We start from the raw sequence: 26465 nt of genomic DNA on the forward strand, positions 1-26465 counted from the left end.
ATATTAACTTTTTAATTATTAAGAATTTAAATTATATGAATTTAGCAATCCACTATTATCCTACTCGAAACCTAGTTGAATATGATCGTAATCCACGTAAAAATGACGATGTGGTCAACAGAATGTGTGCTTCTATTCGGGAATTTGGCTTTCGTATACCAATAGTTGCAAAAAGCGATGGAACTGTGGTTGATGGTCATTTAAGACTTAAAGCAGCAAGAAAACTTGGTATGGAAAGTATACCAGTGGTCTTAAGTGATAATTTAAATGAACCACAAACCAAAGCTTTTCGGTTACTGGCCAATCAATCAGCTAATTGGGCAAAGTGGGACGATGAGCTTTTGAAAGTAGAAATTCAAGAATTAGAAGATTTACAGTTTGATCTTAAAATGACTGGATTTGAGCTAGAAAAAGTTCAAAACTTTCTTGATGATTTAGATGGTGAAGAAGAAGATCTTTCTGACTTAGTTGTTGATGACAAAAAAGTAGAAATAACAAAACCAGGTGATCTTTGGATTTTAGGTGATCATAGAATCTATTGCGGTGATAGCTGCGTAGTTGAATCATTTAAAGCAGTATTAGATGATAAAATGGCAGACATTACTGTTTGTGATCCTCCATATAACGTTGATTATGGTAATAGCCAAGACAAAAAGATATTAAATGATAATCAAGGTGAAAAGTATGAGCTTTTTCTCTATGACATCTGTTCCCATATTTTAGCATATACGAAAGGAGCAATTTACATCTGCATATCATCATCAGAGTTTTCAACGCTGCAAAAAGCATTTGAGGAAGCAGGAGGAAAATGGTCAACATTTATCATTTGGGCAAAGAATCATTTTACGCTAGGCAGGTCTGATTATCAAAGACAATACGAAGCAATGCTCTATGGATGGAAAAGGGGCAATAAACGTGAGTGGCATGGAGGTAGAAATCAAAGTGATCTATGGTTTTATGATAAGCCAATACATAACTCACTGCACCCAACAATGAAGCCAGTAGAGCTAATGGAGAAAGCAATAGTTAATAGCAGCAGACCTGGGGATACTGTACTTGATCCATTTAGTGGCTCTGGCAGCACACTGATTGCATGTGAGAGAACAGGAAGAATTTGTAGAACAATAGAGCTAGATTCAAAGTTTGTAGATGTAACCATAAAACGTTGGCAAGTATACACGGGAAGAGATGCAATTTTAGCCGGTACTGGTAAAACCTTTTCGGAGACTCAAGAAAAAAACTCGTAAAAAATAGGCAAAAAAGAGAGAAGAAAAAAAATGGAAAAAATAACACAAACAGAATGGGCAAGAGAGATAGGAGTATCAAAGCAATATGTCTGTTATTTAGTAAAGAAAGGGATAGTTGAGTTGGAGGATGGTTTGATAAATAGAGAACAAGCAAATGAAGCGGTGGCAGCAATAAGAGATCCAAGTCAGCCACTGAGGAGGAAAAATCCAGAAAACGAAAATACAAATAACCTTTCTACAATGTTGCTAAAAACGCGAATAAAAAATGAGATGGAACGTGGTAAACTGCTTGAGGCGAAAGCTAAGGCTGAGATAGGAGAACTTGTAGCAGTAGAGGAAGTAAAGCGCGATGCATTTAATGTAGCAAGAGTTGTACGTAATAATTTGCTTAATATTCCAAATAGAGTTTCAGCACTGCTTGCATCACTGAGTGACACTGAAAAGATTCATATGGCGCTAACCGAAGAGATTACAAACTCATTACAAGAATTATCTAACACTAAATTTCAAATATAAAATTTTGAATATAAAATGGCTGATAACCTAAGTTTGGAGTTAATAAAGTGTCTCATCAATCAACCTGGATTAGATGTAAATGTTAGAGGATTAAATGGAAAGACACCGCTACATTATGCAGTAGAAATTAACGAGCTTAGTATGGTTGCTCTCTTACTAAATAGGAAAAATATTAATCCACTGATCACTGATGATGATGGTAAAAGTGCGCTCTCTTGTGCAAGAGAAGAAATATTACAAGCACTAATCAATCACAAATACGGATCAGAGGAAGATAGTTTGCTTCACTTAGCTGCGATGTTGAATGAAGCAAATGCTGTAAGGTTTTTACTCAACAAAGGAGTTAATGTTAATGAGCAGAATGCTTTACTACATACACCGTTACATTTAGCGGCAGGAGCTGGGCATGAAGGGATAGTAGAAATTTTAATTAGAGAAGGAAATGCGGATAAAGATGTTCTTGACGTGAGAAATCATGCAGCAATGCATTATGCAGTAAACAACAAGAAGCTAGAAGTAGTAAAATTACTTTCAAATCTTGGTGCGAATGTCAATATAGCTGGTAGCGGCAGAAATGCAATGAAATTATCTCCTTTGCACGTAGCTATAAGTAGCAGTAATTACAACGAAAGAGACTTATGTTTAAATATTGTAAGATGCTTAATAAATGCTCCTAATGCTGGGGTCAACTTACAAGATTATGAAAATAAAACGCCACTACATTATGCTGAAAGACTTAAAACAGTAGAAGTATTACTAACCCGAGAAGACATAGATCCTTTGATTAAAGATGATAATGGCAAGACACCGTTTTGTTATGCGAAAGAAGAGAACAAATCTGAAATAGTAAAAGCTTTAATAAGTAATAGGTATGGAGTAGAGAAGAACAATTTACTTCACTTAGCAGCAAAAAAAGGATATAAGGAGATTCTAGGGGCGATTTTAAAAGAAGGAGTTGAAGTAGATGTTTTAAACGATCAAGGAGAATCAGCAGTATATCTTGCTGCAATAAATAGGCATTTTAATATAGTAAAATTACTGCTAAAGAAAAGAGCAGATGCTACAGATGTTTTTGAGTACGCAATAACAACAAATAATGTAAAACTGATAAAGTTACTAAGCAAAGAAAAAGATATAGTTTTATTTGGAAAAAATGACAACTTTCCAACGTTTCATTTATTGAGCAATAAATATTTTGAAGAAAGGAAAATAGCAGACAAAAAAATAAAGAAATATACCAATATCATCTGTGTCACTATAACAATATGCGCAATAGCGATAGTAGGAATTTACCCTAACATTATAGCTGCGGTAATGGTGGGAATAGTTGCACTCATAGCTGCAATAATAATGAGTAATTTAATTCAGAAGTATATAGAAGAAGCGCTTGAAAAGAAAATGTTTATTGAACTCGAAAGTGAGAAAACAAGTAGTCCTAATTTAAGTGATGTTGAAGTATCATCTAATGATGGTGAAGAGCTAGCAATATGATATACGCCACATCATTTTCTGAAGGTTTAAAACCAGATCCAGAGCTTAAAGTATCAGAGTGGGCGAATGAGTATCGAGTTCTAGCACCAACTGCAGCATCAGAGCCAGGAAAGTGGAGAACGGAAAGAACTCCTTATTTAAAAGAAATCATGGATTCACTTTCTCCGTCCTCACCAGCAGAAAAAGTAGTATTTATGAAGGGAGCGCAGATTGGAGGAACAGAAGCTGGCAACAATTGGATTGGCTATATCATCGATCAAACACCAGGACCAATGCTAGTAGTACAGCCAACAGTTGAAATGGGAAAGCGTTGGTCAAAAGGAAGATTTGCGCCACTGATTGAAAGTACACCATGTTTAAAAAGTAAAGTAAAAGACCCAAGATCAAGAGATTCAGGCAATACTGTACAAAGTAAGGAATTTCCAGGTGGAATAGTAGTAATAACCGGAGCAAATAGCAGTGTAGCACTGAGATCTATGCCAGTAAAATATCTCTTTCTTGATGAAATAGATGCCTACCCAGGAGATTCAGGAGGAGAAGGAGATCCAGTTTTACTCAGCATAGCCCGAACTAATACATTTGCACGACGAAAGATTTTTTTAGTATCAACACCAACGATTCATGGAATAAGCAGAATTGAGAAAGAATTTGAAGCAACAGATAAGAGATATTTTTTTGTACCATGTCCATATTGTAATTACTATCAAGTTCTGAAATGGTCACAAATTAAATGGGAAGATAATGACTCAAGAACAGCACATTATGTCTGCACTGAATGTAGTGGCAAAATAGAAAATCATCAAAAGACAGAGATGCTAGATCGTGGAGAATGGAGACCTACTAATAGAGTAAAAGGTGAGAAAAAAGGATTTCATCTTTCAAGTCTTTATAGTCCAGTTGGCTGGTATAGTTGGCAACAAGCAGTAGAGGACTTTCTCCATGCAAAGGAAAGCGAACAATTACTGAAAGTTTGGATAAATACAACGCTTGGAGAAACTTGGGTAGATAAAGGAGAAGTACCAGACTGGAAGCAATTATTTAATAGAAGAGAATTTTTTCCCGTAGGCACAGTACCTAGGAGAGAAGTGGTACTTACTGCAGGAGTAGATGTACAAAAAGATCGTCTAGAGGTGGAAGTTGTAGCATGGGGAAAAAGTCGTGAAAATTGGTCAATAGACTATCGAGTATTTGAAGGAGATACAGGAGGTGGAGAAGTATGGAAAAAACTTTCGGAGTTACTCAATCATCATTTTATTGGTGAAAATGGGTTTGAATATATGATAAGTATGATGGCAGTGGATGCAGGGTATGCAACGCAAGAAGTATACAACTGGGTAAGAGGTCATCAAGGATCTGGAAGAGTAATGGCAGTCAAAGGTGTAAATAAAGCCCTAGTGCCACTTAGCAGCCCAAGTAGAGTTGATATAACAGTTGGTGGTCAAAAGCTAAAAAGGGGAATAAAGCTCTGGCCAGTAGGAGTATCGATATTAAAGTCAGAGCTTTTTCAGCTACTTAATATTTTAAAAGAAGAAGAGAAAGTGCCAGCAGGATATTGTCATTTTCCTGAGTATGCACCTGAATATTTTAAGCAGTTAACGGCAGAGCAATTAGTCAGTAAGGTAGTAAAAGGATACACCAAACAGGAGTGGCAAAAGGTAAGAGAAAGAAATGAAGTACTAGATTGCCGAATTTATGCAAGAGCTGCATCGATAGCACTGGGAATAGACAGATGGCCAGAGAGTAAATGGAATAGTTTAAGTGAAAAACCGGAAAATAAAAAATCAAAGAAAATAGTCAAAAGCAAATGGATCAGCAAGCAATAAATGTATAACGAAGATTATTTAATTCAAGTTGAACAAGCAATAAAGAAGCTTCAGAGTGGCGAAAGAGTGGTATCAATTGCATATGGTGACCATGTTGTGAGATATGCTGAAGTTCAGATAAATGATTTGCTCAGCCTCAGACAACGCATCAAAGGTGAACTAAAGATTGCTGGAATGAAGCCTAAACGAAAGATTATTTTTGCAACAAATAAAGGAGTTATATGAGGGAAAATTTTCTGAGAAAAGTTGTAAAAGAGGAATATTCTGAATTTTTAGAGCAATTAAAAACTTTCATAAAACTATGGGAGAATAGAGAGAGTTCAGTAAATGGAATAATAGATTTGTCACATTGGCAAGAAAATGTGGATTTTGAGTTAGCTAAAGAGAGTGGTATAGTTGGAGTAATTCATAAGGCAACGCAAGGAACAGAGTACATAGATTCAAAATACAAAGAAAGAAGAAAAGAAGCTGAAGACTTGGGTCTATTATGGGGTTCATATCATTTCGGTGTAGGGGAAGATGGAAAGGATCAAGCAAATCACTTTTTGAATACAGTGGGTGAAACTAAAAATACAATTGTTGTGCTTGATATTGAAGAGAACGAAAGTGGAAAAAATATAGAACCAAAACAAGCAGAAGATTTTGTTAAAAAAATTCAAGAAGAAACAGGGCGTTTACCTTTAGTGTATGGAGGTGCTAATTTTTTGAAAGATTTTGCCACACCAATTTTGACAAAATGTCCATTATGGATAGCAAGCTGGAGAAAAGAACTCACATTACCAAAAGGCTGGAATGATTGGATTTTATGGCAATATACTGACGGTAAAATAGGTCCAGAGCCAGATGAAGTAAGTGGAATTGGAAAATGTGACAGAAATAAATTTAACGGAACTTTGAAAGAATTAAGAGAATTTTGGTTAGTATGATGCTGAAAAAATTCAAACAACTATTTAGCAAGCCAAAAATCAAAAGTTCAGCCTGGGATGCAGCAGGGTCAGGAAGAAGGGTAATGTATTGGCAAGGAGAAGCAGGAAGCATAAATAATTTACTCTCTCAAAGCCTTGAGCACCTGCGTAGTCGCTCTCGAGATATGGTAAGGAAAAATCCATATGCGGCAAATATCATTGATACAATAGTAAGTAACTCTATTGGAACAGGAATAAAACCGCAATCAAAAGCAAGAGATGGAGAATTTCGAAAGAAGGTGCAAGAATTATGGCTAAGATGGACAGATGAAGCAGACAGTAGCGGGGTAAGTGATTTTTATGGATTACAAGCTCTAGTATGCAGAAGTATGATAGAGGGAGGAGAATGTTTTGTACGTTTAAGAACGAGAAAGCTGGAAGATAGATTTTCTGTGCCATTACAACTGCAAGTACTTGAGTCTGAACATCTAGATAATAAAACAAATCAAACTTTAGGAAATGGTAATGTAATAAGAAACGGGATTGAGTTCAATAGACTTGGGCAAAGAGAAGCATATTACCTATTTAAAGAACACCCAGGTGAAGGTTCATTTGGAGAATCAGTTAGAGTACCGGCAAATGATGTTTTACATATCTACAAACCTTTAAGACCTGGCCAGATAAGAGGAGAGCCGTGGCTTTCTAGTATACTTCTGAAACTTTATGAGCTTGATCAATATGATGATGCAGAATTAGTGAGAAAAAAGACAGCAGCAATGTTTGCAGGGTTTATTACAAGACTTGATCCTGAAGCAAATATTTTAGGAGAAAGTGAAAGTAATGAGCAAGGAGTAGCATTATCAGGTTTAGAGCCAGGAACAATGCAGCTTTTAGACCCAGGAGAAGATATAAAATTTTCAGAGCCGTCAGATGTAGGAGGAAGTTATGAAGCGTTTATGAGACAGCAACTCAGGGCAATAGCAATAGGTACAGGGATAACATATGAACAGCTAACAGGAGATTTAACAGGCGTTAATTATTCATCCATTCGAGCAGGGCTGATAGAGTTTCGCAGAAGGTGTGCAATGTTGCAGCATAACGTGATAGTGTTCCAGTTTTGTAGACCTATTTGGAATAGATGGCTAGAGTTAGCAGTACTTTGTGGAGAACTGAGTATAGATGAAAAAGTAGTAAAAGCAGCGAAAGAAGAAGTAAAATGGATACCACAGGGATTTGATTGGGTGGATCCACTGAAAGACCAGCAATCGCAGCAAATGGCAGTAAGGAATGGATTTAAGAGTCGATCGGAAGTAGTATCAGAAATGGGTTACGATGTTGAAGAAATAGATCAAGAAATAGCAGAAGATCAAAAACGTGCAAATAGTCTCAACTTAATGTTTGACTCTGATTGTAAAGGATTATGATGCTCTTAGGAAAACCATTAATGCTTGAACCAAGGAGTTTTGAGCTATTGTCATTAAACAATCAAAAACATCCCACGTTTAAAAACATAAAGCACTCCATCAAAAGTAACGTAGAAAGAACTGCAATTATAGCAATACATGGAATCTTGACTAAAAAACCAGGTGCGTTTGATGAAATGCTCGGGATGACATCATATGAGCAAATAGAAGAACAAATCAAACAAGCATTAGCAGATAGTAGCATAGAGACAATTATGCTGGAAATAGATAGCCCCGGAGGAGAGGTAAACGGTATATTTGACCTAGCTGACTTTATTTATGAATCAAGAGCAAAAAAGAGGATAATAGCGATAGCAAATGATGATGCATACTCTGCTGCATATGCTATAGCTTCAAGCGCTGAGAAGGTATTTGTGAGCAGAACTTCTGGTGTTGGCAGTATTGGAGTAATAGCAAGTCATATAGATCAAAGTAGATTTGATGAAAAGCAAGGTGTTAAGTACACCACAATCTTTGCTGGTAGTCGAAAGAATGATTTAAACCCACATGAGCCAATGACGTCTGAAAGTCTGGGAAGCTTACAAAAAGAAGTAGACCGACTATATGAAATGTTTTTGCAGCTAATAGCAAGGAACAGAGGTCTTTCAATTGAAAAGATTCGATCAACAGAGGCAGGGCTATATTTTGGGGAGAAAGCAGTAGAAATAGGCCTTGCAGACGGAATGACAATTCTTTCATCTATTAATAAAAACAGGAGTATTACTATGAATGAACAAACTACAAATGACCTAGAAACTGATAATTTAACCAAGTATCGTACTGAAGTTCTTGAATTAATACGTTTATGTAATTTATCGAAGATGCCAGAAAAGATAGGAGAATTTATTGAGCAAAGTGTAAGTGTTGAGCAAGCTAGGGAAGTTTTAATGGAATTACTTGCAGAGAGAACAAAGAAGACAGAGATACTGAGTGCAATACCACAGAATTCAGGAGAAGAATTGATGATGCAGGTAGCGAAAAGTCGTAGGAGTTAAAGTATTTTTATAACCGCCGTATATAGCATTGATAAAAGCGGCGGTAAGCAGTTAAGGAGAGAAATTTATGAGTTGTATAAGCGAACAAAATAATCTGGGTGACTTATTAAAGTATGAGGCATCAAGTCTATATTCAAGAGATCAGATAACAGTAGCAAAAGGGCAGAACCTAAAGCTTGGTACAGTAGTGGCTCTCGATAAAGATAGCATGGTTAAGATAATAAATCCAACTGCCACAGATGGTACACAAACAGCGATAGGTGCAGTAGTAAGTGATGTAAATGCGACAGAAAATGCTAAAGCAGTAATTATTACTCGTTGTGCAATACTAGCAGATCATGCGGTTGTGTGGCCAGCAAATATCACTGAAGAGCAGAAAGCTGCAGCAATAAAGCAACTTGAAGCACGAGGGATCATTGTCCGCAAGGGAATTTAACTAAAATTAATAGGAAAAAAAGGAGAGAAAAAATGCAAAATCCATTTACAAATACAGCATTTAGCATGACGGCACTAACAAATGCGATAAATATATTGCCGATAAATTATGGACGAGTTGAAAATCTAAATTTGTTTCCAAGTAGGTCAGTAAGATTTAGACATATTACCATAGAAGAACACAACGGAGTATTAAGTTTATTACCAACGCAAGTACCAGGGGCGCCAGCAACAGTAGGAAAAAGAGGAAAAAGAAAGGTAAGAACATTTACGATTCCACATATTCCGCATGATGATGTAGTGTTACCAGAGGAAGTACAGGGAATAAGGGCATTTGGATCAGAAAGTGAACTTAAAGCGCTAGCAGACGTAATAACTGACCATTTACAGCTAATGAGAAACAAACATGCAATAACATTAGAGCATTTGCGAATGGGAGCGCTGAAGGGAATAATTTTAGATGCTGATGGGTCAGAATTATTAAATCTGTACAACGAATTTGAAATAACACCAAAAGTAGTAAATTTTGCCCTTGGAACAGCAACAACTGATGTAAAACGTAAGTGTCTGGAAGTATTGCGGCATATAGAAGATAACCTAAATGGTGAATATATGACTGGAATTCATGCCTTGGTAAGCCCTGAGTTTTTTGATGCACTAACTTCTCATGCAAAAGTAAAAGAAGCATATGAAAGATGGCAAGAAGGAGCAGCACTTCGAAATGATATGAGATCAGGATTTACGTTCTGTGGAATTACATTTGAGGAATATAGAGGGCAAGCAACTGATCCTGAAGGAACCGTAAGAAGATTTATTGAGAAAGATACAGGGCACTGTTTTCCACTAGGAACAGCAAGCACATTTACAACATATTTTGCACCAGCAGATTTTAATGAAACAGTAAATACTCTTGGACAGCCACTATATGCAAAACAAGAACCAAGGAGATTTGATAGAGGAACAGATTTACATACGCAGTCAAATCCTCTGCCAATGTGCCATCGTCCGGCCGTTTTAGCGAAAATAGTAACAACATAGTAGGGTCCCCACATAGAAAACTCTATTTATGACCTTAAAAATATACCATAAAAATATAAGATATGCAATATGTTTAAAATAATATGTAAAGACTTTTAGAAAAAATGGTATGCAGGAAAATATAAAGAGATTATTTAAAGATTGTTTTGCCCATTTAGGAGAGTTAGCTTTGTATAAGTCGAAAAATAAGGCGTACATGGTACAAGTATTAAAGCAAGAGCCAGATAAATTATACGAGATTGGTGAAGGGCAATTTGTAGGAGAAACTTTAGTGTTGGAAGTAAGTGCGTTTGATGTACTGCAGCCAATTGTAGGAGATATTTTTGTTATATGTGACCGTAAATATAAAGTATATTCTTCACCGCTGCAAGATAATTCAGGAATGGTATGGAAAATTCGAGCGTCAGGAGTATAAATGCGTATTAACACCGGTAGTATTGTACAAAGTATAGATACTGAAAGGAAAAAAGTGGAAAAAGCGACAGTGAGAGCATTAAACAAAACAGCAATATGGCTAAAATCAAAAACAGCTAAGGAAATCAGTGAGGAAAAGAAGATAAAATTAAGTTTGATAAGAAAGAGATTAAGAATTTTTAAGGCGAAAACTAGCAGATTAGAAGTGTTAATTAGAGCAAATCTCTATGACATTAGAGCATCGGCAATTGGCAAAATACAAAAAACAAGAAGAGGATCGAAAGTAGGAAAGCATGAGTTTATAGGAGGATTTGCAGCAGTTATGCCAAAAGGAAATAGCGGTATGTTTAAACGTGAAGGAAGGGCAGCATTGCCAATAAAGGAAGTTAAGTTGCCATTAGAACCTGAGGCTTCAAGGATAATAGGGAATCTTGTTAATTATGAAGTTGAAAAGGTATTTGAAAAATATTTTATACATTACATGAGTTAAATTATATGCATGACAAAGTTCTGGAAAGATTTACATCAAGCAATTTGCAGCACACTGAAGGAAGAAATACCGGCTATACAGACATGTGAAATTTATCCAGCAATAAGAAAAGAATTATTAGCGCCAGCGGTATTTGTAGAGCTTGTGAGTTTAGAATCGGGAAAAGATCCTGGAACAGAAGAATTAGCGCTAAAAGCAAGATTTGAAGCAAGGGTTGTAGTTGATGGAACAGTCGAGGATTCCTCGGTAGTTGTTAGAACATTAGCTACAGAAGTAGCAAGAGTAGTAAATAAAAATACTTGGAACGTGAAGAGTGTTTCACCAGGAGAATTTATCTCTGCGGAAATTGACGGATTTAGGCCAGAATTGGATGCGTATTTAGTGTGGTTAGTGGAGTGGACTCATGAAGTGCATGCGGGTAAATCAGTATGGTCAACTGGCATAATGCCACATGTTATTGAGATAGGTGAAGTGCATGTTAGACCATAGTTTTGCAATTTCAGAGCTAAATAGAAAAGTAGCGAATATCATTCGTATAGGCCTAGTTAAAGAAATAGACTATGAAAAAGCAAAAGTAAGAGTGAAAATAGGAGAATTTTTAACAGATTATTTACCATGGATAACAAGCAAAGCAGGAAAAGATAGAGATTGGTCTCCTCCAGATATTGATGAGCAGGTTATGGTATTTTCTCCTCTTGGTGAATTATCATTAGGAGTAGTGTTAGGAGGGATATACCAGGAAAAATACCCTGCACCAGAGAATAAAAAAGAAATAAATAGTGTGAAGTTTCAAGATGGAACAAAGTTGTCATACGATAAAGATAAACATCATTTAGAGATTGAAGTAGTAGATAAAATAACACTGAAGGCTGGGGAATCGAGCATAGAGATGACAAAAAGTGGAATAAAACTGAAAGGAAGTAGAATAGACCTAAATTAAAATACATGCGAAAAACAGTAGCTTGTGTAGGAGATTATTGCAGTGGGATACCAGCTCATGTTTGTATGAGTGGAAGCAGCAATGTTTTTGAGAAAGGAAGATCTGTGTGTCGAAAAGGTGATATTGCAACTTTGGGAGAGACGATAGTACAAGGTTCAAACAGAGTATTTGTGAATGGTATTGGTGTAGCGAGAACAGGAGATTTAGTATCGTGTGGTTTTCATATGATGGGTAATAGTAAAAATGTATTTGTAGGGTAAAAAGATGCGCGGTATGAGTGCTACTAGTGGAAAGGAGTTGGAAGGTTTAGACCATCTTAAACAATCGATAATTGATATATTAACCACTCCAGTAAACAGTAGAATAATGAGGAGAAGTTATGGTTCAAGGCTACTTGAATTAGTTGATAAACCGATAAATAGAGATTTAACACTTGAGATATATGCAGCAACAGCAGAAGCTTTGGAAAAATGGGAAAAAAGGTTTAAATTAGAAAAAGTAAAAATTACAGAAGTAAAAGAGGGAAAAGTAACGCTTGACCTGGAAGGATTATACGTGCCAAGTGGGAAAAACATTCGCTTTGATGGGGTTGTGGTATAAAGATGCAGCAGCCAAATATTATCGAGCCACTGAACTTTGAGGAAATCTTTTCGAGAATGAAGGAAGAGTTAGTGCGTAGAGATGAAAGTTTTACAGCATTAGTAGAAAGTGACCCAGCGATGAAGGTATTAGAAGTAACAGCATGGAGGGAATTGTTACTAAGACAAAGAATAAATGAATCAGTAAAGAGCAATTTACTAAAATTTGCAACGGGAGAAGATCTTGATAATTTAGCTAAGTTTTATGGAGTGGAGAGGCAGAAAGAAGAAGAGGATGAACGATTTAGAAAAAGAATTAAAGCAAAGATAGTAGGCTCAAGCACGTGTGGAAGCAAGGAGTATTATAGATATCATGCACTGTCGGCAGATAGTAGAGTAAAAGATGCATTAGTAGAATCACCTATACCAGGAAAAGTACAAATTTCAATCTTATCAACACAATTATCCACAACTGGCATAGCGTTAGAAGAGCTACTTAAAATTGTAAAAAAGCAGGTTACTAGAGATGATATAAGGGTTTTAACAGATACGATAACAGTAATTGGTTGCAATATTACGGAAATAGATATTCACAGCAGAATGAGCATAAGTCCTGTAATATCGAAGGAGGAAATCAAGAAGCAGTTCATTAAGAAGTTTGAAGCAAATAGAAGACTGGGATGGAATGTTACAAGATCATGGATAATAGCAAATCTATTTGTAGAGGGTGTAGAAAATGTGGAATTAATCGAGCCAAGAGAGGATGTTATGGTGCTAGGTAACGAGTGTGCAAATTTGGGAAATTTAAAGATTGAGTTGAATTAATGTTACTGCCACCAAATGCAACAAAACAGGAAAAAGCGCTAGTAGATGCGATAGATTATAAAGTAGATCCAGGCTGTATCAGAGGATTTAAGTTTAGTCTTAAAGAAGAAACATTGCCGTGGTTGATTGAGGAATATGAATTGGGGGAAATTTTACGTTGGATAAAAGATAAAAGAAAAGCCGTAGTAGAAGGAGTAAAATTTCAAAGACTGAGAGGAACTCCAGCATCACTCAAAATAGCACTAAAATGGGCAAATATAGAAGATATTACAATTATTGAGGAGCCACCTGGCAAGCACTTTTTTGAATTACAGATAGGAATAAAAGATGTTCCAAATGACTTTTTTGTGGATGCAGTAGTAGAACTTGCAAAACTATCGTTACCAGCAAGATCGCGGCTAATGAGGATTTTCAATGATCACTATAACGTTGATAGGTTTATTTTAGATGAAAGTTTATTCGGCAGCTTATTGTCAGACTATTCAGGTAGAAAAGTTGAAAAAGATGGACCAGTACTGTCATTTGGTCGGAAGAATACATTTGAGCTAAAAAGCTTAAATCCAAATTTTAAGTTTAGCACTTTTCGGATTCATTATGAGCAAGCATTTAGTAATGACATATATCGATTAGATGTAGCAGTACTTGGAGAAACAGAGCCTCACACAAAGGATTACAAAGGCATCTATGAAAGGAGTCATCAGTGGTACAATTTAAAAGCACTATATCCATTACCACAAAGTTTATTACCAGAAATAAAGTTTGCTAAGGCACAGATAGTATTATCGGACAGTTGGAATTTAGGAGAAATAAACACATGTTTTCCAGTTGGTAGTATAGAGGAAAGAGGAAATAAATTTGTATTGGGAAGCGATAAACTTTCAGGGCAACATTGGAGTTTAAAACACAAGCCAATTTTAGAAAGATTCAGCATTACTCACAACTATAAAGTAGAAAATTATACAGATCAGAAGGTCAGAAAATATGTTTTAGCAGAACACAACGTTTACTATAAAAATGATTTGGATTCAGAGCAAAAAGACTCAATACACGAATTAGAAAAGCACATTTTAGTATTTTACCCGGGAGTACTGAAGTGGCATGAACATCGACATTTGCACAGAAGTTGGAAAGATAGTCAAGCAATATGTATAATAAGTTAAATATTTATATTTAGATCCTCACATATTATATTAATATTAGGTTAAAGTGTATGAAATAAAAAGAAAAAGACTTGCTTTCTTATGCTAAAAAGGACATGACTTGAATAGCAGCAGGTAAACATAAGAAATTTGTCTGGCGCTAGAAAAGCTAATTTTGTGAGGTATGAAATGAGTTTTAGCAAGAGTAAGTTTTTTAAAGAAGTATCAAGTAACGGATTTAAAGACATTAATAAAAGAAATGAAGAAGGAGAGACGATATTACACCAAGCAGTAGAAATCTCCGATTACAAAACAGTGAGGTTCTTAATAAAAAAAGGAGCAGAGGTAAATGCAAGAGATAAAAATGGTTATACACCTCTACACTGTGCAGTATTCGCAAAGAGTTTAGAAAATGTAAAAGTGCTGCTAAGGTCGGGAGCAGAAGTAAATGCCACTCAATATGTCACTGGATGTACGCCACTCCACTCTGCGTGCAAGATGGGAGGAGCAGGAATTGAAATAATAAAAGAGCTAGTAAAGGCAGGAGCTGAAGTTAATCAACTGAATAAGTATGGTGCAACACCAATGTACTATATCTGGGAAAGTGAAAAGTATTCTCTGTGTGATAGTAAAGAAAGTGAAAAGGCAAGTAAATTTTTGAGAGAACAAGGAGGAGTAACAAAAAGTAGAGAACTGACGTGCTATGGAATAGAGAGGTTAGTAGGAGAAATAGCAGACATGTTGAATGGAAGCTACATGCCGGAGCTAAAAATAATAGAGATAGGAGAAATAAGGAAGAGAGACAAATCGCTAATAAAGAAAGAATGTCAAAATTTAGCAAGCAAGATAATGAGCCAAGTGAACGAAATGATAGATGAGGTGGTGAGAAAGAAGGCCTAAAAGAGGGGTTAAAATTTAAAGAAAAGGTGAGGTAGATTATGAGTAAAAAAGAAAAAGAGGAGTCACTATTAGAGAACTCAAGTAAAAATATTTATGAAAGAGACGAGAATGGAAGAACAGTTCTACATTATGCAGTAGACGCAAAAACAGTGAGGTTATTAATCGAAAAAGGAGCGAATGTGAATGCAGCAGATGTAGAAGGATACACAGCACTGCACTTAGCGGTAACGGAGAAATATCTAGAAACCGTGAGAGAATTGATAAAATCAGGAGGGAATGTAAATGCTGAGGAATATGGAAGTAAATGCACTCCATTGCACCTTGCATGTATGGTGGGGAAAGTGGAAATAGTAAAAGAGTTAGTGGAAGCAGGGGCTGAAATAGAGCAAGCAGATAAATTTGGAATGACAGCGATGGATTATGCTAAAAATAGCAAAAAGATAACCGAGGTATTAAAGAAAGAAACAGACAGAATTGAAAAGCTATTTATGAAGGGCTAAAAATATGGAGAAAGAAATAGAAAAGAAAGTAATGAATTTAGAGAGAAAACCTTTGGATGAGCTGAGAAAAATATGGAAGAAGGTATTTGGGAAAGAGGCACCTAAACACTCAAAGAAATATCTGATACCTAGATTAGCGTATAGAATGCAGGAGGAAGCATATGGAGAAATGTCAAGAAAAGGATTAAAAAGACTAGAGTATCTGGCAGATCGGCTAGAGAAGGGAAAAAGAATAAGTAGCGATAAATTACCAGTAGAAGGGACAGAATTAATACTAGAGAGAGGGGAAGAGACTCATGCAGTGATGGTAACAGATAAGGGTTTAATCTACAAAGAAGAGTTTTATACATCATTGTCAGCAGTGGCAGGAAAAATAATGGGAATGAGCTACAACGGACCTTTATTATTCGGGATGCGTGATAAAAGTGGAAATTGAGGAGAGAGAATGCTAAAAGAGGTGAGATGCGCAATATATACAAGAAAATCAAATGAAGACGGTCTAGAGCAAAAGTTTAATAGCCTTGATGCGCAACGAGTAGCATGTGAAAAATATATAAAGAGCAGAGAGGGCTGGGTAGTATTGGCCAAAAAGTACGATGATGGAGGATTTTCAGGGAAAAATTTAGAAAGACCAGCAATAAAGGAATTGTTTGAAGATGTAAAAAAAGGAGAAGTAGATTGTGTAGTAGTATATACATTAGACAGACTATCAAGAGAAACAAAAGACAGCATCGAAGTAACGTCATTTTTTAGAAGGCATAGAGTAAATTTTGTAGCAGTAACGCAGATATTTGACAATAATACGCCAATGGGAAAATTTGTACAAACGGTATTATCAGGAGCAGCACAGCTAGAAAGAGAAATGATAGTAGAGAGAGTAAAAAATAAAATAGCAACATCAAAAGAACAAGGATTATGGATGGGTGGAACTTTACCGCTAGGGTATGATGTAAAAGATAAAGAATTAATAATAAATGAGAAAGAAGCAAAAACAGTAAAGCATATATTTGAAAGATATTTGGAGCTGAAGTCAATGGCAGAACTGGCAAGGGAGCTAAATAGAGAAGGTTACAGAACAAAATCAGATATCTTTAAAAAGGCCACGGTGAGAAGAATAATAACAAATCCAATATATATGGGAAAAATACGGCATTATGAGAAAGAGTATGAGGGAAAGCATGAAGCAATAATAAAAGAGGAAAAATGGCAAAAAGCGCAGGAATTGATAAAGAATCAACCATATAGAAAGGCGAAATACGAGGAAGCGTTGCTAAAGGGAATAATTAAGTGCAAGGGCTGTGATGTAAACATGACTCTGACATACTCAAAAAAAGAGAATAAAAGGTATCGATATTATGTGTGCAACAATCATTTAAGGGGAAAGAATTGTGAATCAGTAAATCGAACAATAGTTGCTGGAGAAGTGGAAAAAGAAGTGATGAAGAAAGCTGAACAGCTATATGAAAAATGGGGAGAAAAAGCAGAAGAATGGAAAAATTTAAGTTTTGGAAAGCAGAAAGAAATAGTGAAAAATTTAATAAAGGGAGTGATGGTGAGAGAGGATGGAATAGAGGTGCATTCTGAATCAGAGGAAAAATTTATACCAATAAAAAAGAAAGGAAATAAATGTACAGTAGTAGAGCCAGAAGGAAAAACAAATAATGCGCTACTGAAAGCAGTGGTGAGAGCACATTCCTGGAAACGTCAACTAGAGGAAGGAAAATATGGGAGTGTGAAGGAGCTGAGCATTAAAATTAATATAGGTACAAGACGAATACAACAAATTTTAAGATTAAATTATTTAGCACCAAAAATTAAAGAAGATATAGTAAATGGGAGGCAGCCAAGGAGTTTGAGGTTAGTGGATTTAAAAGAAATACCAATGTTATGGAGTGAGCAAATAGAAAAATTTTATGGATTAACGTTTATAAAAGTAACAATATGAAAAAATGTCGAAAAAAGTATGTGCCAGAAAATTAAAAAAGGTTATTACAAAAGGAGCTACTACAAAGGGCTACACAAAAAGATGCTGAAATTGATATAGAAAAGTAAGTCAATGTTACAGAATCAATTATGTGAAAATATCAATATAAATAATGAAGATTTTAGCATACTGGATGCAACAATGGTAGAAAATGATCCAAAATCTATAAATTATAGTAGTTTATATTTAAATAATAATCTTTAACCTTTATGGCAAATTAATCTACCTAGAAACTTCTCTCCTAGGATCAGAAGTCCTTCTTAATTCTTCACGTTCTGTCCATTTGTTGTTAGACTCGCTTATTACTTCAGGACGCATTAATCCACCAGATCTAGCAAAAACACCTTGATCTATAGCTTCAATAACCGATAAACCTCCCAATAAGCAGTTTTGCCCTATTTCTTCATGACTTGCTATTTCTTCAAATAGATCTTCATCGCTCACTTCTACTCTTATCAATTTTTTATTGTTCTCATCAGGATATAATCTAACTTCTAATTCTCCTAAACTAGTATAAAAAGTTAATACTATACCGCTGCCTTCTGTAAGGTCTATGTAATTCCTTTTGCCATCTTCAGTTTTAATTTCTACTTCACTATTGCCGATCTTTACTATATTTCTTCCACACTTTACATCTCCATGGATTAGTCCTAAATCCCTTGTTCTATTTGTGATTTTTGCAACATCTATTATACTATCCTCTGAGTATTCTAAGTAAGATACACTGTTATCGATTTTTCCATCACACAGTTGACCACTGGTAGCATCCTTTGCAACTCTAAAAAATTCTTCAGCATAATTAATGTACTCTACATGAGCCTTGATTACATTAGCTTTATGATCTTTAAACTCTCGTTCCATTGTATCAATGACTTTTAAACTATCTGAGTTTTTTAACTTTGCTCCTCTCGATATTAATGCACATACTATATCACTGGCAATTCCATAGCTTCTTTCTAGCTGAGCAATTTTTTCTAGTACGTGATCTGCAAAGTAATAGTCTTTGTCTTTAGCAAAATTTAATCTCATTCCAGAAGCTATAATCTCATTTACAACTTCCTGTAGTTCAATCATGCTTTTAGCTTTTACTACCTTACTCAAAAACTTATTTAGCTTAGCAAGTTGATTTGTTTGATACATCTCTGATAAGAGACTATCACATTTTTCACAATTATCTTGCTTATTACCTACAAAGTCAGTTGCTCCTGCTTTTAAGAGTAAAGCTTTTACATCAGGAAATTGACAAAACGGCCAAATTGAACTATCACCTTTAACATTTAAAACTATCTTTAAATCTTGGTTATTTTTATGTTTATCTAAAAATTTTTTCAGATCTTCAACACCTGGACCATAAGGATTATCCCAATCTTCATCAGAATCTGTAGCTTTAACCATTTTACGTAGTTGGTCTCTTAACTTTTTTTGGTTGTCAGTTAAAAAACACTCTATAATATTGTTGCTATCAATTGCAATTTGCAGTGGGGTTTTTCCATTGTTATTTTTTATGTTTAAATCAGCTCCTTTGCTTATGAGTAAATCCATAACCTTTCTGCTATAATCATTACAATTAGCAGCATAATAGTGTAAAGGTGTATTACCTTTTTTATCTTGTATATTTGGATCAGTTTTTGCATCTAAGAGATACTTTAGACCTTCATACTTACTGGAATAAATAGCAGTATCATGCAAAAGTGTTTTACCTTTATTATCCTGCATATTTAAATCAGCACCAGCTTTGAGAAGAGGATGAATGGCTTCATCGTGTGCGACAAACACATTCAATACTGTTGTTCCTAGATGCCCTCTTTTTAGATTAAGAACGTACTTCAGGTCTTTATTTTTCTCGTTACTTTCTAAAAACTGCTTAAGATTTGAAAATGAGTCATAATTTCCCATATTAAAATCTTTTATAATACTATTGAGTAATTTTTGATTTAACTTTTTTTGACTTTCTTCCAGTTTTAAGTTAGGTGCATGAATAAGCCACTCATCTATTAAATCCTCTAAGTATTTTTTATCATCTATCAAACTTCTATCAGCCCAAAATAAATCTCGCTTAATGAATTCATAATAACTATCTACTGGTAATTCAGTTGCTTCTGTTTTTGGACTACCTATTTCTGAACACTCTTGTCCAGCACTTGGGTCCCACTTCAGTTTTTGCTCATCAGTGCGTTTACTTTGTTCACTGATAGGTTCTGCAATATATTTTATTGACTCTGTACCCATATTACCTGCTAGCTCTAGATATAGAATATATTATATAGAATGTGTAGTATGTGTCAAGCTAATTTCAACATAATCTTTTTACTACTCATATTTTTGTTAAGTTTTTATGGTGAGTACTGCTAGGTTAAAAGTTGTTTATTACTGAAAGTTTTAGCCAATTTTACTATAGATCAACAAAATTGAGAACACCAGCTATATTTAATATATAGGAATATAAGGAGTAAGCTGATACGACAAAAGAATGATCAGACCGATGCAGAAGTTATTGCTGATTATTGCCAAAGACAGGAACCTTCTAGTTGGACACCACCTTCTCCTGAAATGAAAAAATTAAAACATCTTTATCGTTGCTCAGTTGCGTTAAAAGATGAGTTAACATTAGTAAATAACCACTTAGAAAAAAAAGAGAGACTGCCTAAAGAAGTTGCAAATGCTTGGGAAGACCTTGCAATGAATATAGCTCAAAAAATAGAAACAATAAAAAACTCCGTACGTGAACTATTAAATCAACACAAAGAATTGTTGGAAAATTTTCAACTTCTATTGACTATTCCAGGCATAGGAGAAGAATCAGCAATAGCTATTTTAGCTGAAGTTTCTGATATAGAGGTTTTTAGAGATGCCAGGCAATTGGCAGCATATACAGGAGTTATACCACGAAATATGACGTCAGGTTCCTCTGTATATGCCAAACCCAGATTAAGTAAATCCGGTTCACAAACATTACGTAAGGCACTTTTCTTTCCTGCCATAGTAGCTAAGAATCACAATCCTATCATTATGAGCTTTTGCCAAAGATTAAAGGAAAAGGGTAAGCATAATATGGCCATCGTTGGTGCTGCAATGCGTAAGCTACTCCATATCATTTTCGGTATTCTGACATCCAAAAGTGCTTTTGATCCTAACCATATCAAAAACTACAGGGCTAGGAGGTTGACTGAAGGTTTAGTACTTTAAAATCAAAAATGCTTCCTATCTATCTTATGTAAAGTGGTATCTTACACAAATTTATTGAATGTTGTTGGTTAGTGGATATGTTGATAAGTAAACTTCATCTGTTTTGTGCGTATAAAACTAATTTACTTATCAACATATCCACTAACTATAATCTGTGTACTGTTACACAATTGGAAGTATTTTTTGATTTTATGATGCAACTTGGGAAATTTTTATAATTTTTTTGTTGACTAACAAGACGGTATCTCCTTTTTCACTCTTAATTTTTGCAGCAACATGTAATTCATCTTTCATTTTAATTATGCTAACTAAATTAAAGCAGCAATCTTCTAACCTAAGTGTTCTATCAAGTCCTGCACTCTTTAAACTAGAAAACATTCCAAGAAAGAAGTTCATAAAGAATTTTTCCTTTTCTGGTGCAGCTGAAGCCCCACTCGGTTTCGGTATTTGATCTAAAAACGATTGAAATCTTTCTTGAAATTTTTTATTATTGTTGCTTGCATCAAACAGATGTTGTATTAATTCTTTCTTATCACCATCCATACCAGATCCTATTTAGATACTTTTTTCTCAATAGAACTGGACTGCTGCACTTCACTCAAAGATGATGACACAAAATCACCAGCGTTCCTGCTAGTAACATCAGGTCTACCTTTTTTAGTAGAATGCATCATGCTACTTAGAAACGATGGTACGCACCCAGCATAAGCCTTGATAGCTCCAGATCTATGTTTTTGCCCAGGAAGCAGCGAATCACTATAAGCCCTGGTCCTAGGTTGAGCTTCTCCAACAGGATCTACAACATCGGAAAGTGACTCAGACCTAGCTCTAGGTTTAGCCCAATCACATAGCTGGAATCGATCCATTTTACTCTTTATATCAATACGCAAACCATCATCTGAAAGTAATTCAGAGATTCTCATCATCGATTCTCTTATCTTAAATTCCTCATGGAGCCTAGATGCTTCATTCCATTTATCTCTATCGAGAAGGTTTTGCTCTAAAACTTTTTCTGTAGCTTTTACAAAACTACTACTATACTTAGTATCATCATCCAGGACCTTACTCAACAGATCTTTTCTATCTTGCATGTATAAAGCGCAACAGGCTCTACTTGAATTGCGGAATGACTCAGCTATTTTCTCACGCCCCATCTTACTTGCAGAATTTAGTATCTCCTCCAGAGGCTCAAATGCACCTACCATAGCAAGGTCTAATAACGTATCGATTAATCCAGACCTACCTCTACTCAAATCATCGAGACAGAGCCCTCTAAGATTTTTAAACCCTTCCGCTTTCCAGACCCAGACTAAAAAATCAGCTCCGATTCTCATCAACTCCCTACTAGGTGCAGCACTAACCCTAGAACCCATTCCACAAACAAGGTGATTCTCAAATTCTTTACGTGAAATACTCTCAGGTTCCAAACAATCAATTAACTTCTCGACATACCCAAACAAATACCCATTTTCCAGCCTATCTAATATAGAATAACAGCCATGAATCTCAAAATCTTTCTGTAGAAGCACCTTATAATTATCAACACTGAGGTTAGCAAGACAAAAATCTATGACATTAGCATTGCTATGCTTGAGGCTGAAACTACCAGATGAAGTAGCATAAAGCGCTGTGTCAATTAAAATTTGATCAAGTTCACCCTCCTTTATTTCTTCTTTTTTTTCTTTTAACTTATTAAAAAAGAATTCAAGAGCCTCTATACACCCTTCCTCTTTTGCGCATTCAAACCCATACTTCCATAAATCAACTTGGCTTCCACAGTCTAAGTTTTTACGATAATTCTTATTATATTTCGCTATCAACTCTTTAAGATTATCTAAAACCCCCTTGTTAAGTTTGGCCTTATATTTACCTTTCTCATCTACAACATGGATATAATGTGACCAGAACTCCATAAGCCTAGAATATCTGCTCAGTGTGTCTTTAACAAACTCTTCTTCTGACTCTGAATCACCCTTGTATTTATCTAGCAATGGAAAAGCACCACGTATACTTTCCTCTGAGCAAAGCCAACAAGCAACTTGATATCTATCGTAGTCATCCAATAGGTAGCCCTTACCGTCTATTTTTGCTATTCTAAGCAATTCATCCAAAACATACACTCTATTAAGAATAAAGTCACCGCATTTTCTCTTTACCCAATATTTTGCATCCGAGAAATTATTTAGCTTTTTAGCAACGTAAGAGAGATCTGAACTCGTTAGAATCTTCGTACCAAATGGTTTATACCATTCCTTGATCTGAAGGCGCTTTACAGCATAACCTGGATCACTTTCTGGAACTGAATTTATAAACTCTTTTTCCTGTTCATTCATAGATCACTGCACCCCTATTTCGTGTAAGTATGCTGAATTATATGACATTTTTTTTGCATGTAAATACTTATCTTAAAACGCTAACTATGGATTAGCCTGATGTAAACTCCTGAGATTCTGTGTTTTTTCACTAATTGTAATAACATAAAATCACTTTCACTTCAGATATTTTATAAACTGCTGATATTCATTGCTTTTTGACCTGCAATCGGTAATTTAGCAAAGCTGTTACTTTCTGTTATATATGGATTATCGATCGTATAAATTACTGATTCTCGCTTATTTTTTCGATATTATACTAAATTTCCAATCCATAGTTAGCGTTTGAAAAACAAGTTTGAGATTGAGCATACAAGAAACAGATCACCAACAAATTTCCTAATTCATGTTTTTTCTGTCCTGATTTCCTATTCCATGCAGTCGAAAAAGTCCTCTATTTCTATGCCTTTCTTTGTTGGCTAATCCATAGTTGGAGTCTGTAGTATCAAAACATGGTTCAGCGGAAGATGTACTAGCTTCTCTATCGAAGGAAGTTGGTTCTACAGTAGTTTCTACTGAATCATTTTGGACTTTTTCGCTACTTTCAAATATTGGTTGTTCTGTGTTAATATCCTCACTACTTTTATTGGTATCTTCATATAGCTGAGTGTCGGTCTCTGTAGCTTTATCAACACTAGTTTGCCTTTTTATTTCAACTTTAACTTTCTCAACATCTGCCGGCATATCCCTTGATCCCTCTATATCATCTCCTTTTGCATTAGTGGCTCCCTTCCAATTTTTGAATTTTTTAGCAATAGCTTTCCCTATCTTTTTCATAATCTCTATTACAATTTATTGTAGTGGATGTGCGTAATTTAACCGTAAAATTTCTTCAACTGCTCACTCCACAACATCGGTATTTCTCTTAAATCAGATAGCTTCAAACCTCTTGGCTGTCTTCCATTTACTATGTCTTCTTTAATTTTCGGAGCTAAATAATTTAACCTTAAAATTTGTTGTATACGTCTTGTACCTATATTAATTTTGGTACTCAGTTCCTTCACACTTCCATATTTTCCCTCTTCTAGCTGACGTTTCCATAGATGGGCTCTTACCACTGCTTTCAGTAGCACATTGTTTGTTTTGCCTTCTGGTTCTACTACCGTGCATTTGTTTCCTTTCTTTTTTATTGGTATAAATTTTTCCTCTGATTCAGAATGCACCTCTATTCCATCCTCTCTCACCATTACTCCCTTTATTAACTTTTTCACTACTTCTTTTTGCTTTCCAAAACTTAAATTTTTCCACTCTTCCGCTTTTTCTTCCAAATTTTCATATAGGCGTTCAGCTCTTTTCATCACTTCTTTTTCCACCTCTCCTGCTACTATTGTTCGATTTACTGATTCACAACTTTTTCCCCTTAAATGATTGTTGCACACGTAATATCTATACCTCTTATTTTCCTTTTTTGCATATGTCAGCGTCATGTTTACTTCACAGCTCTTGCACTTAATTATTCCCTTTAGCAGCGCTTCCTCGTATTTCGCCTTTCTATATGGCTGATTCTTTATTAATTCTTGTGCTTTTTGCCATTTTTCCTCTTTTATTATTGCTTCATGCTTTCCCTCATACTCTTTTTCATAATGTCTTATCTTTCCCATATATATTGGATTTGTTATTATTCTTCTCACCGTTGCTTTTTTAAAGATATCTGATTTCGTACGATACCCTTGGCTATTTAACTCTCTTGCCAACTCTGCCATTGACTTCAGCTCCAAATATCTTTCAAATATATGCTTTACTGTTTTTGCTTCTTTCTCATTTATTATTAATTCTTTATCTTTTACATCATACCCTAGCGGCAAAGTTCCCCCCATCCACAACCCTTGCTCCTTTGATGTTGCTATTTTATTTTTTACCCTTTCTACGATCATTTCTCTTTCTAGTTGTGCTGCTCCTGACAATACCGTTTGTACAAATTTTCCCATTGGCGTATTATTGTCAAATATCTGCGTTACTGCTACAAAATTTACTCTATGTCTTCTAAAAAATGATGTTACTTCGATGCTGTCTTTTGTTTCTCTTGATAGTCTGTCTAGTGTGTACACTACTACACAATCTACCTCTCCTTTTTTTACATCTTCAAACAATTCCTTTATTGCTGGTCTTTCTAAATTCTTTCCTGAGAAACCTCCATCATCGTACCTTTTTGCCAATGCTACCCAGCCTTCTTTGCTCTTTATATATTTTTCACATGCTACTCGCTGTGCATCTAAACTGTTAAACTTTTGTTCTAGCCCATCCTCATTTGATTTTCTCGTATATATTGCACATCTTACTTCTTTTAGCATTTTCAACTTCCCTTTTGATCACGCAAACCAAACAGGAGCGGCCCATTGTAACTCATTCCCATTATTTTTCCTGCTACTGCTGACAATGACGTGTAAAACTCTTCTCGGTAGATTAAACCCTTATCTGTCACCATTACCGCATGCGTCTCTTCACCTCTCTCCAATATCAACTCTGTTCCTGCTACTGGCAACTTGTCACTACTTATTCTTTTTCCTTTCTCTAGCCGATCTGCCAGATACTCTAGTCTTTTTGTCCCCTTTCTTGACATTTCTCCATACGCTTCCTCCTGCATTCTATATGCTAGTCTCGGTATCAGATATTTCTTTGAATGTTTAGGTGCCTCTTCCCCAAATACCTTCTTCCACATTTTTCTCAGCTCACCCAAAGGTTTTCTCTCTAAATTCATTACTTTCTTTTCTATTTCTTTCTCCATATTTTTAGCCCTTCATAAATAGCTTTTCAATTCTGTCTGTTTCTTTCTTTAATACCTCGGTTATCTTTTTGCTATTTTTAGCATAATCCATCGCTGTCATTCCAAATTTATCTGCTTGCTCTATTTCAGCCCCTGCTTCCACTAACTCTTTTACTATTTCCACTTTCCCCACCATACATGCAAGGTGCAATGGAGTGCATTTACTTCCATATTCCTCAGCATTTACATTCCCTCCTGATTTTATCAATTCTCTCACGGTTTCTAGATATTTCTCCGTTACCGCTAAGTGCAGTGCTGTGTATCCTTCTACATCTGCTGCATTCACATTCGCTCCTTTTTCGATTAATAACCTCACTGTTTTTGCGTCTACTGCATAATGTAGAACTGTTCTTCCATTCTCGTCTCTTTCATAAATATTTTTACTTGAGTTCTCTAATAGTGACTCCTCTTTTTCTTTTTTACTCATAATCTACCTCACCTTTTCTTTAAATTTTAACCC

Annotated in this window: 29 protein-coding genes and 2 pseudogenes; 25 read left to right on the forward strand and 6 right to left on the reverse strand. The window is 35.4% G+C overall.

Features of this window, described 5'->3' with window-relative positions:
- The first annotated feature begins 35 nt into the window (after positions 1–35).
- The 23 genes from OOK84_RS00215 to OOK84_RS00325 all read left to right on the forward strand — a co-directional run bounded on the left by OOK84_RS00215 (position 36) and on the right by OOK84_RS00325 (position 17887).
- Complete coding sequence (locus OOK84_RS00215; RefSeq protein WP_264731779.1) at positions 36–1247, forward strand: DNA modification methylase; 1212 nt, start codon at positions 36–38, stop codon at positions 1245–1247.
- 30 nt (positions 1248–1277) lie between these two features.
- On the forward strand, positions 1278–1763 hold the full coding sequence (locus OOK84_RS00220; RefSeq protein WP_264731780.1) for a hypothetical protein: 486 nt from the start codon (positions 1278–1280) through the stop codon (positions 1761–1763).
- A 15-nt stretch (positions 1764–1778) separates the two neighbouring features.
- A complete protein-coding gene (locus OOK84_RS00225) occupies positions 1779–3254 on the forward strand; it encodes an ankyrin repeat domain-containing protein (RefSeq protein WP_264731781.1) in 1476 nt (491 codons plus the stop codon).
- Positions 3251–5077, forward strand: coding sequence for a phage terminase large subunit family protein (locus tag OOK84_RS00230; RefSeq protein ID WP_264731782.1), 1827 nt, complete (start codon positions 3251–3253; stop codon positions 5075–5077). Before OOK84_RS00225 ends, OOK84_RS00230 begins: the two co-directional genes overlap by 4 nt.
- Positions 5078–5302, forward strand: coding sequence for a gpW family head-tail joining protein (locus OOK84_RS00235; RefSeq protein WP_114517459.1), 225 nt, complete (start codon positions 5078–5080; stop codon positions 5300–5302). It begins immediately after the preceding gene.
- A complete protein-coding gene (locus OOK84_RS00240; protein ID WP_264376381.1) occupies positions 5299–6003 on the forward strand; it encodes a glycoside hydrolase family 25 protein in 705 nt (234 codons plus the stop codon). The genes OOK84_RS00235 and OOK84_RS00240 overlap by 4 nt, the downstream gene beginning before the upstream one ends.
- A complete protein-coding gene (locus OOK84_RS00245) occupies positions 6000–7406 on the forward strand; it encodes a phage portal protein (RefSeq protein WP_264731783.1) in 1407 nt (468 codons plus the stop codon). The genes OOK84_RS00240 and OOK84_RS00245 overlap by 4 nt, the downstream gene beginning before the upstream one ends.
- A complete protein-coding gene (locus OOK84_RS00250) occupies positions 7406–8440 on the forward strand; it encodes a S49 family peptidase (protein WP_019236400.1) in 1035 nt (344 codons plus the stop codon). The genes OOK84_RS00245 and OOK84_RS00250 overlap by 1 nt, the downstream gene beginning before the upstream one ends.
- A gap of 67 nt (positions 8441–8507) precedes the next feature.
- On the forward strand, positions 8508–8876 hold the full coding sequence (locus OOK84_RS00255; RefSeq protein WP_047759659.1) for a head decoration protein: 369 nt from the start codon (positions 8508–8510) through the stop codon (positions 8874–8876).
- 32 nt (positions 8877–8908) lie between these two features.
- A complete protein-coding gene (locus tag OOK84_RS00260; protein ID WP_264731784.1) occupies positions 8909–9913 on the forward strand; it encodes a major capsid protein in 1005 nt (334 codons plus the stop codon).
- Between the two features lie 109 nt (positions 9914–10022).
- A complete protein-coding gene (locus tag OOK84_RS00265; RefSeq protein ID WP_264731785.1) occupies positions 10023–10328 on the forward strand; it encodes a head-tail joining protein in 306 nt (101 codons plus the stop codon).
- Positions 10329–10817: a phage tail protein gene (locus tag OOK84_RS00270; RefSeq protein WP_264731786.1), complete on the forward strand. Its 489-nt coding sequence runs from the start codon at positions 10329–10331 to the stop codon at positions 10815–10817. It abuts the gene before it with no gap.
- Between the two features lie 9 nt (positions 10818–10826).
- A complete protein-coding gene (locus OOK84_RS00275) occupies positions 10827–11306 on the forward strand; it encodes a hypothetical protein (RefSeq protein ID WP_264731787.1) in 480 nt (159 codons plus the stop codon).
- Entirely contained in the window at positions 11293–11757 is a 465-nt protein-coding gene (locus OOK84_RS00280) for a phage baseplate assembly protein V (RefSeq protein WP_264731788.1), read from the forward strand. Before OOK84_RS00275 ends, OOK84_RS00280 begins: the two co-directional genes overlap by 14 nt.
- A 5-nt stretch (positions 11758–11762) precedes the next feature.
- Entirely contained in the window at positions 11763–12017 is a 255-nt protein-coding gene (locus OOK84_RS00285; RefSeq protein ID WP_264731789.1) for a PAAR domain-containing protein, read from the forward strand.
- Positions 12018–12021: 4 nt separating this feature from the next.
- A complete protein-coding gene (locus OOK84_RS00290; RefSeq protein ID WP_264731790.1) occupies positions 12022–12357 on the forward strand; it encodes a GPW/gp25 family protein in 336 nt (111 codons plus the stop codon).
- Between the two features lie 2 nt (positions 12358–12359).
- Positions 12360–13160 carry a baseplate assembly protein gene (locus tag OOK84_RS00295; RefSeq protein WP_264731791.1) on the forward strand — a complete coding sequence of 267 codons (801 nt, stop codon included), beginning with the start codon at positions 12360–12362 and terminating at the stop codon, positions 13158–13160.
- Complete coding sequence (locus OOK84_RS00300; RefSeq protein ID WP_264731792.1) at positions 13160–14320, forward strand: phage tail protein; 1161 nt, start codon at positions 13160–13162, stop codon at positions 14318–14320. The genes OOK84_RS00295 and OOK84_RS00300 overlap by 1 nt, the downstream gene beginning before the upstream one ends.
- Before the next feature lie 168 nt (positions 14321–14488).
- Positions 14489–15199, forward strand: a complete 711-nt coding sequence (locus tag OOK84_RS00305; RefSeq protein WP_264731793.1) for an ankyrin repeat domain-containing protein — start codon at positions 14489–14491, stop codon at positions 15197–15199.
- Between the two features lie 38 nt (positions 15200–15237).
- The gene (locus OOK84_RS00310) at positions 15238–15699 is read left to right on the forward strand and encodes an ankyrin repeat domain-containing protein (protein ID WP_174515822.1); all 462 of its coding nucleotides are present in this window, start codon (positions 15238–15240) and stop codon (positions 15697–15699) included.
- A 4-nt stretch (positions 15700–15703) separates the two neighbouring features.
- Entirely contained in the window at positions 15704–16135 is a 432-nt protein-coding gene (locus OOK84_RS00315; protein WP_155968579.1) for a DUF2924 domain-containing protein, read from the forward strand.
- Between the two features lie 9 nt (positions 16136–16144).
- Positions 16145–17644 carry a recombinase family protein gene (locus OOK84_RS00320; protein WP_264731794.1) on the forward strand — a complete coding sequence of 500 codons (1500 nt, stop codon included), beginning with the start codon at positions 16145–16147 and terminating at the stop codon, positions 17642–17644.
- A gap of 111 nt (positions 17645–17755) precedes the next feature.
- Complete coding sequence (locus OOK84_RS00325; RefSeq protein ID WP_264731795.1) at positions 17756–17887, forward strand: hypothetical protein; 132 nt, start codon at positions 17756–17758, stop codon at positions 17885–17887.
- An 18-nt stretch (positions 17888–17905) separates the two neighbouring features.
- Here OOK84_RS00325 and OOK84_RS00330 read toward each other — a convergent pair whose 3' ends face one another.
- Positions 17906–19912: an ankyrin repeat domain-containing protein gene (locus tag OOK84_RS00330; RefSeq protein WP_155968577.1), complete on the reverse strand. Its 2007-nt coding sequence runs from the start codon at positions 19910–19912 to the stop codon at positions 17906–17908.
- 216 nt (positions 19913–20128) lie between these two features.
- On the opposite strand from OOK84_RS00330, the pseudogene OOK84_RS00335 reads away from it, so the two are divergent.
- Positions 20129–20869 (forward strand): annotated as a pseudogene (locus OOK84_RS00335) (IS110 family RNA-guided transposase); the annotation flags it as partial.
- 189 nt (positions 20870–21058) lie between these two features.
- Here OOK84_RS00335 and OOK84_RS00340 read toward each other — a convergent pair.
- Positions 21059–21412: a hypothetical protein gene (locus tag OOK84_RS00340; RefSeq protein ID WP_264731797.1), complete on the reverse strand. Its 354-nt coding sequence runs from the start codon at positions 21410–21412 to the stop codon at positions 21059–21061.
- Positions 21413–21420: 8 nt separating this feature from the next.
- Positions 21421–23202, reverse strand: coding sequence for a hypothetical protein (locus tag OOK84_RS00345; RefSeq protein WP_264731799.1), 1782 nt, complete (start codon positions 23200–23202; stop codon positions 21421–21423).
- Between the two features lie 324 nt (positions 23203–23526).
- On the opposite strand from OOK84_RS00345, the pseudogene OOK84_RS00350 reads away from it, so the two are divergent.
- Positions 23527–23664 (forward strand): annotated as a pseudogene (locus OOK84_RS00350) (IS982 family transposase); the annotation flags it as partial.
- Between the two features lie 392 nt (positions 23665–24056).
- On the opposite strand, the gene OOK84_RS00355 reads toward OOK84_RS00350, so the two are convergent.
- The 3 genes from OOK84_RS00355 to OOK84_RS00365 are packed head-to-tail and all read right to left on the reverse strand — an operon-like array spanning position 24057 to position 26432.
- A complete protein-coding gene (locus OOK84_RS00355; protein ID WP_264731800.1) occupies positions 24057–25532 on the reverse strand; it encodes a recombinase family protein in 1476 nt (491 codons plus the stop codon).
- A 2-nt stretch (positions 25533–25534) separates the two neighbouring features.
- A complete protein-coding gene (locus OOK84_RS00360) occupies positions 25535–25966 on the reverse strand; it encodes a DUF2924 domain-containing protein (RefSeq protein ID WP_264731802.1) in 432 nt (143 codons plus the stop codon).
- A 4-nt stretch (positions 25967–25970) separates the two neighbouring features.
- Positions 25971–26432 carry an ankyrin repeat domain-containing protein gene (locus tag OOK84_RS00365; protein ID WP_174515822.1) on the reverse strand — a complete coding sequence of 154 codons (462 nt, stop codon included), beginning with the start codon at positions 26430–26432 and terminating at the stop codon, positions 25971–25973.
- Positions 26433–26465: the final 33 nt, after the last annotated feature.

The sequence above is a fragment of the Wolbachia endosymbiont (group A) of Sphaerophoria taeniata genome (genome assembly GCF_947250735.1).
Classification (GTDB): domain Bacteria; phylum Pseudomonadota; class Alphaproteobacteria; order Rickettsiales; family Anaplasmataceae; genus Wolbachia.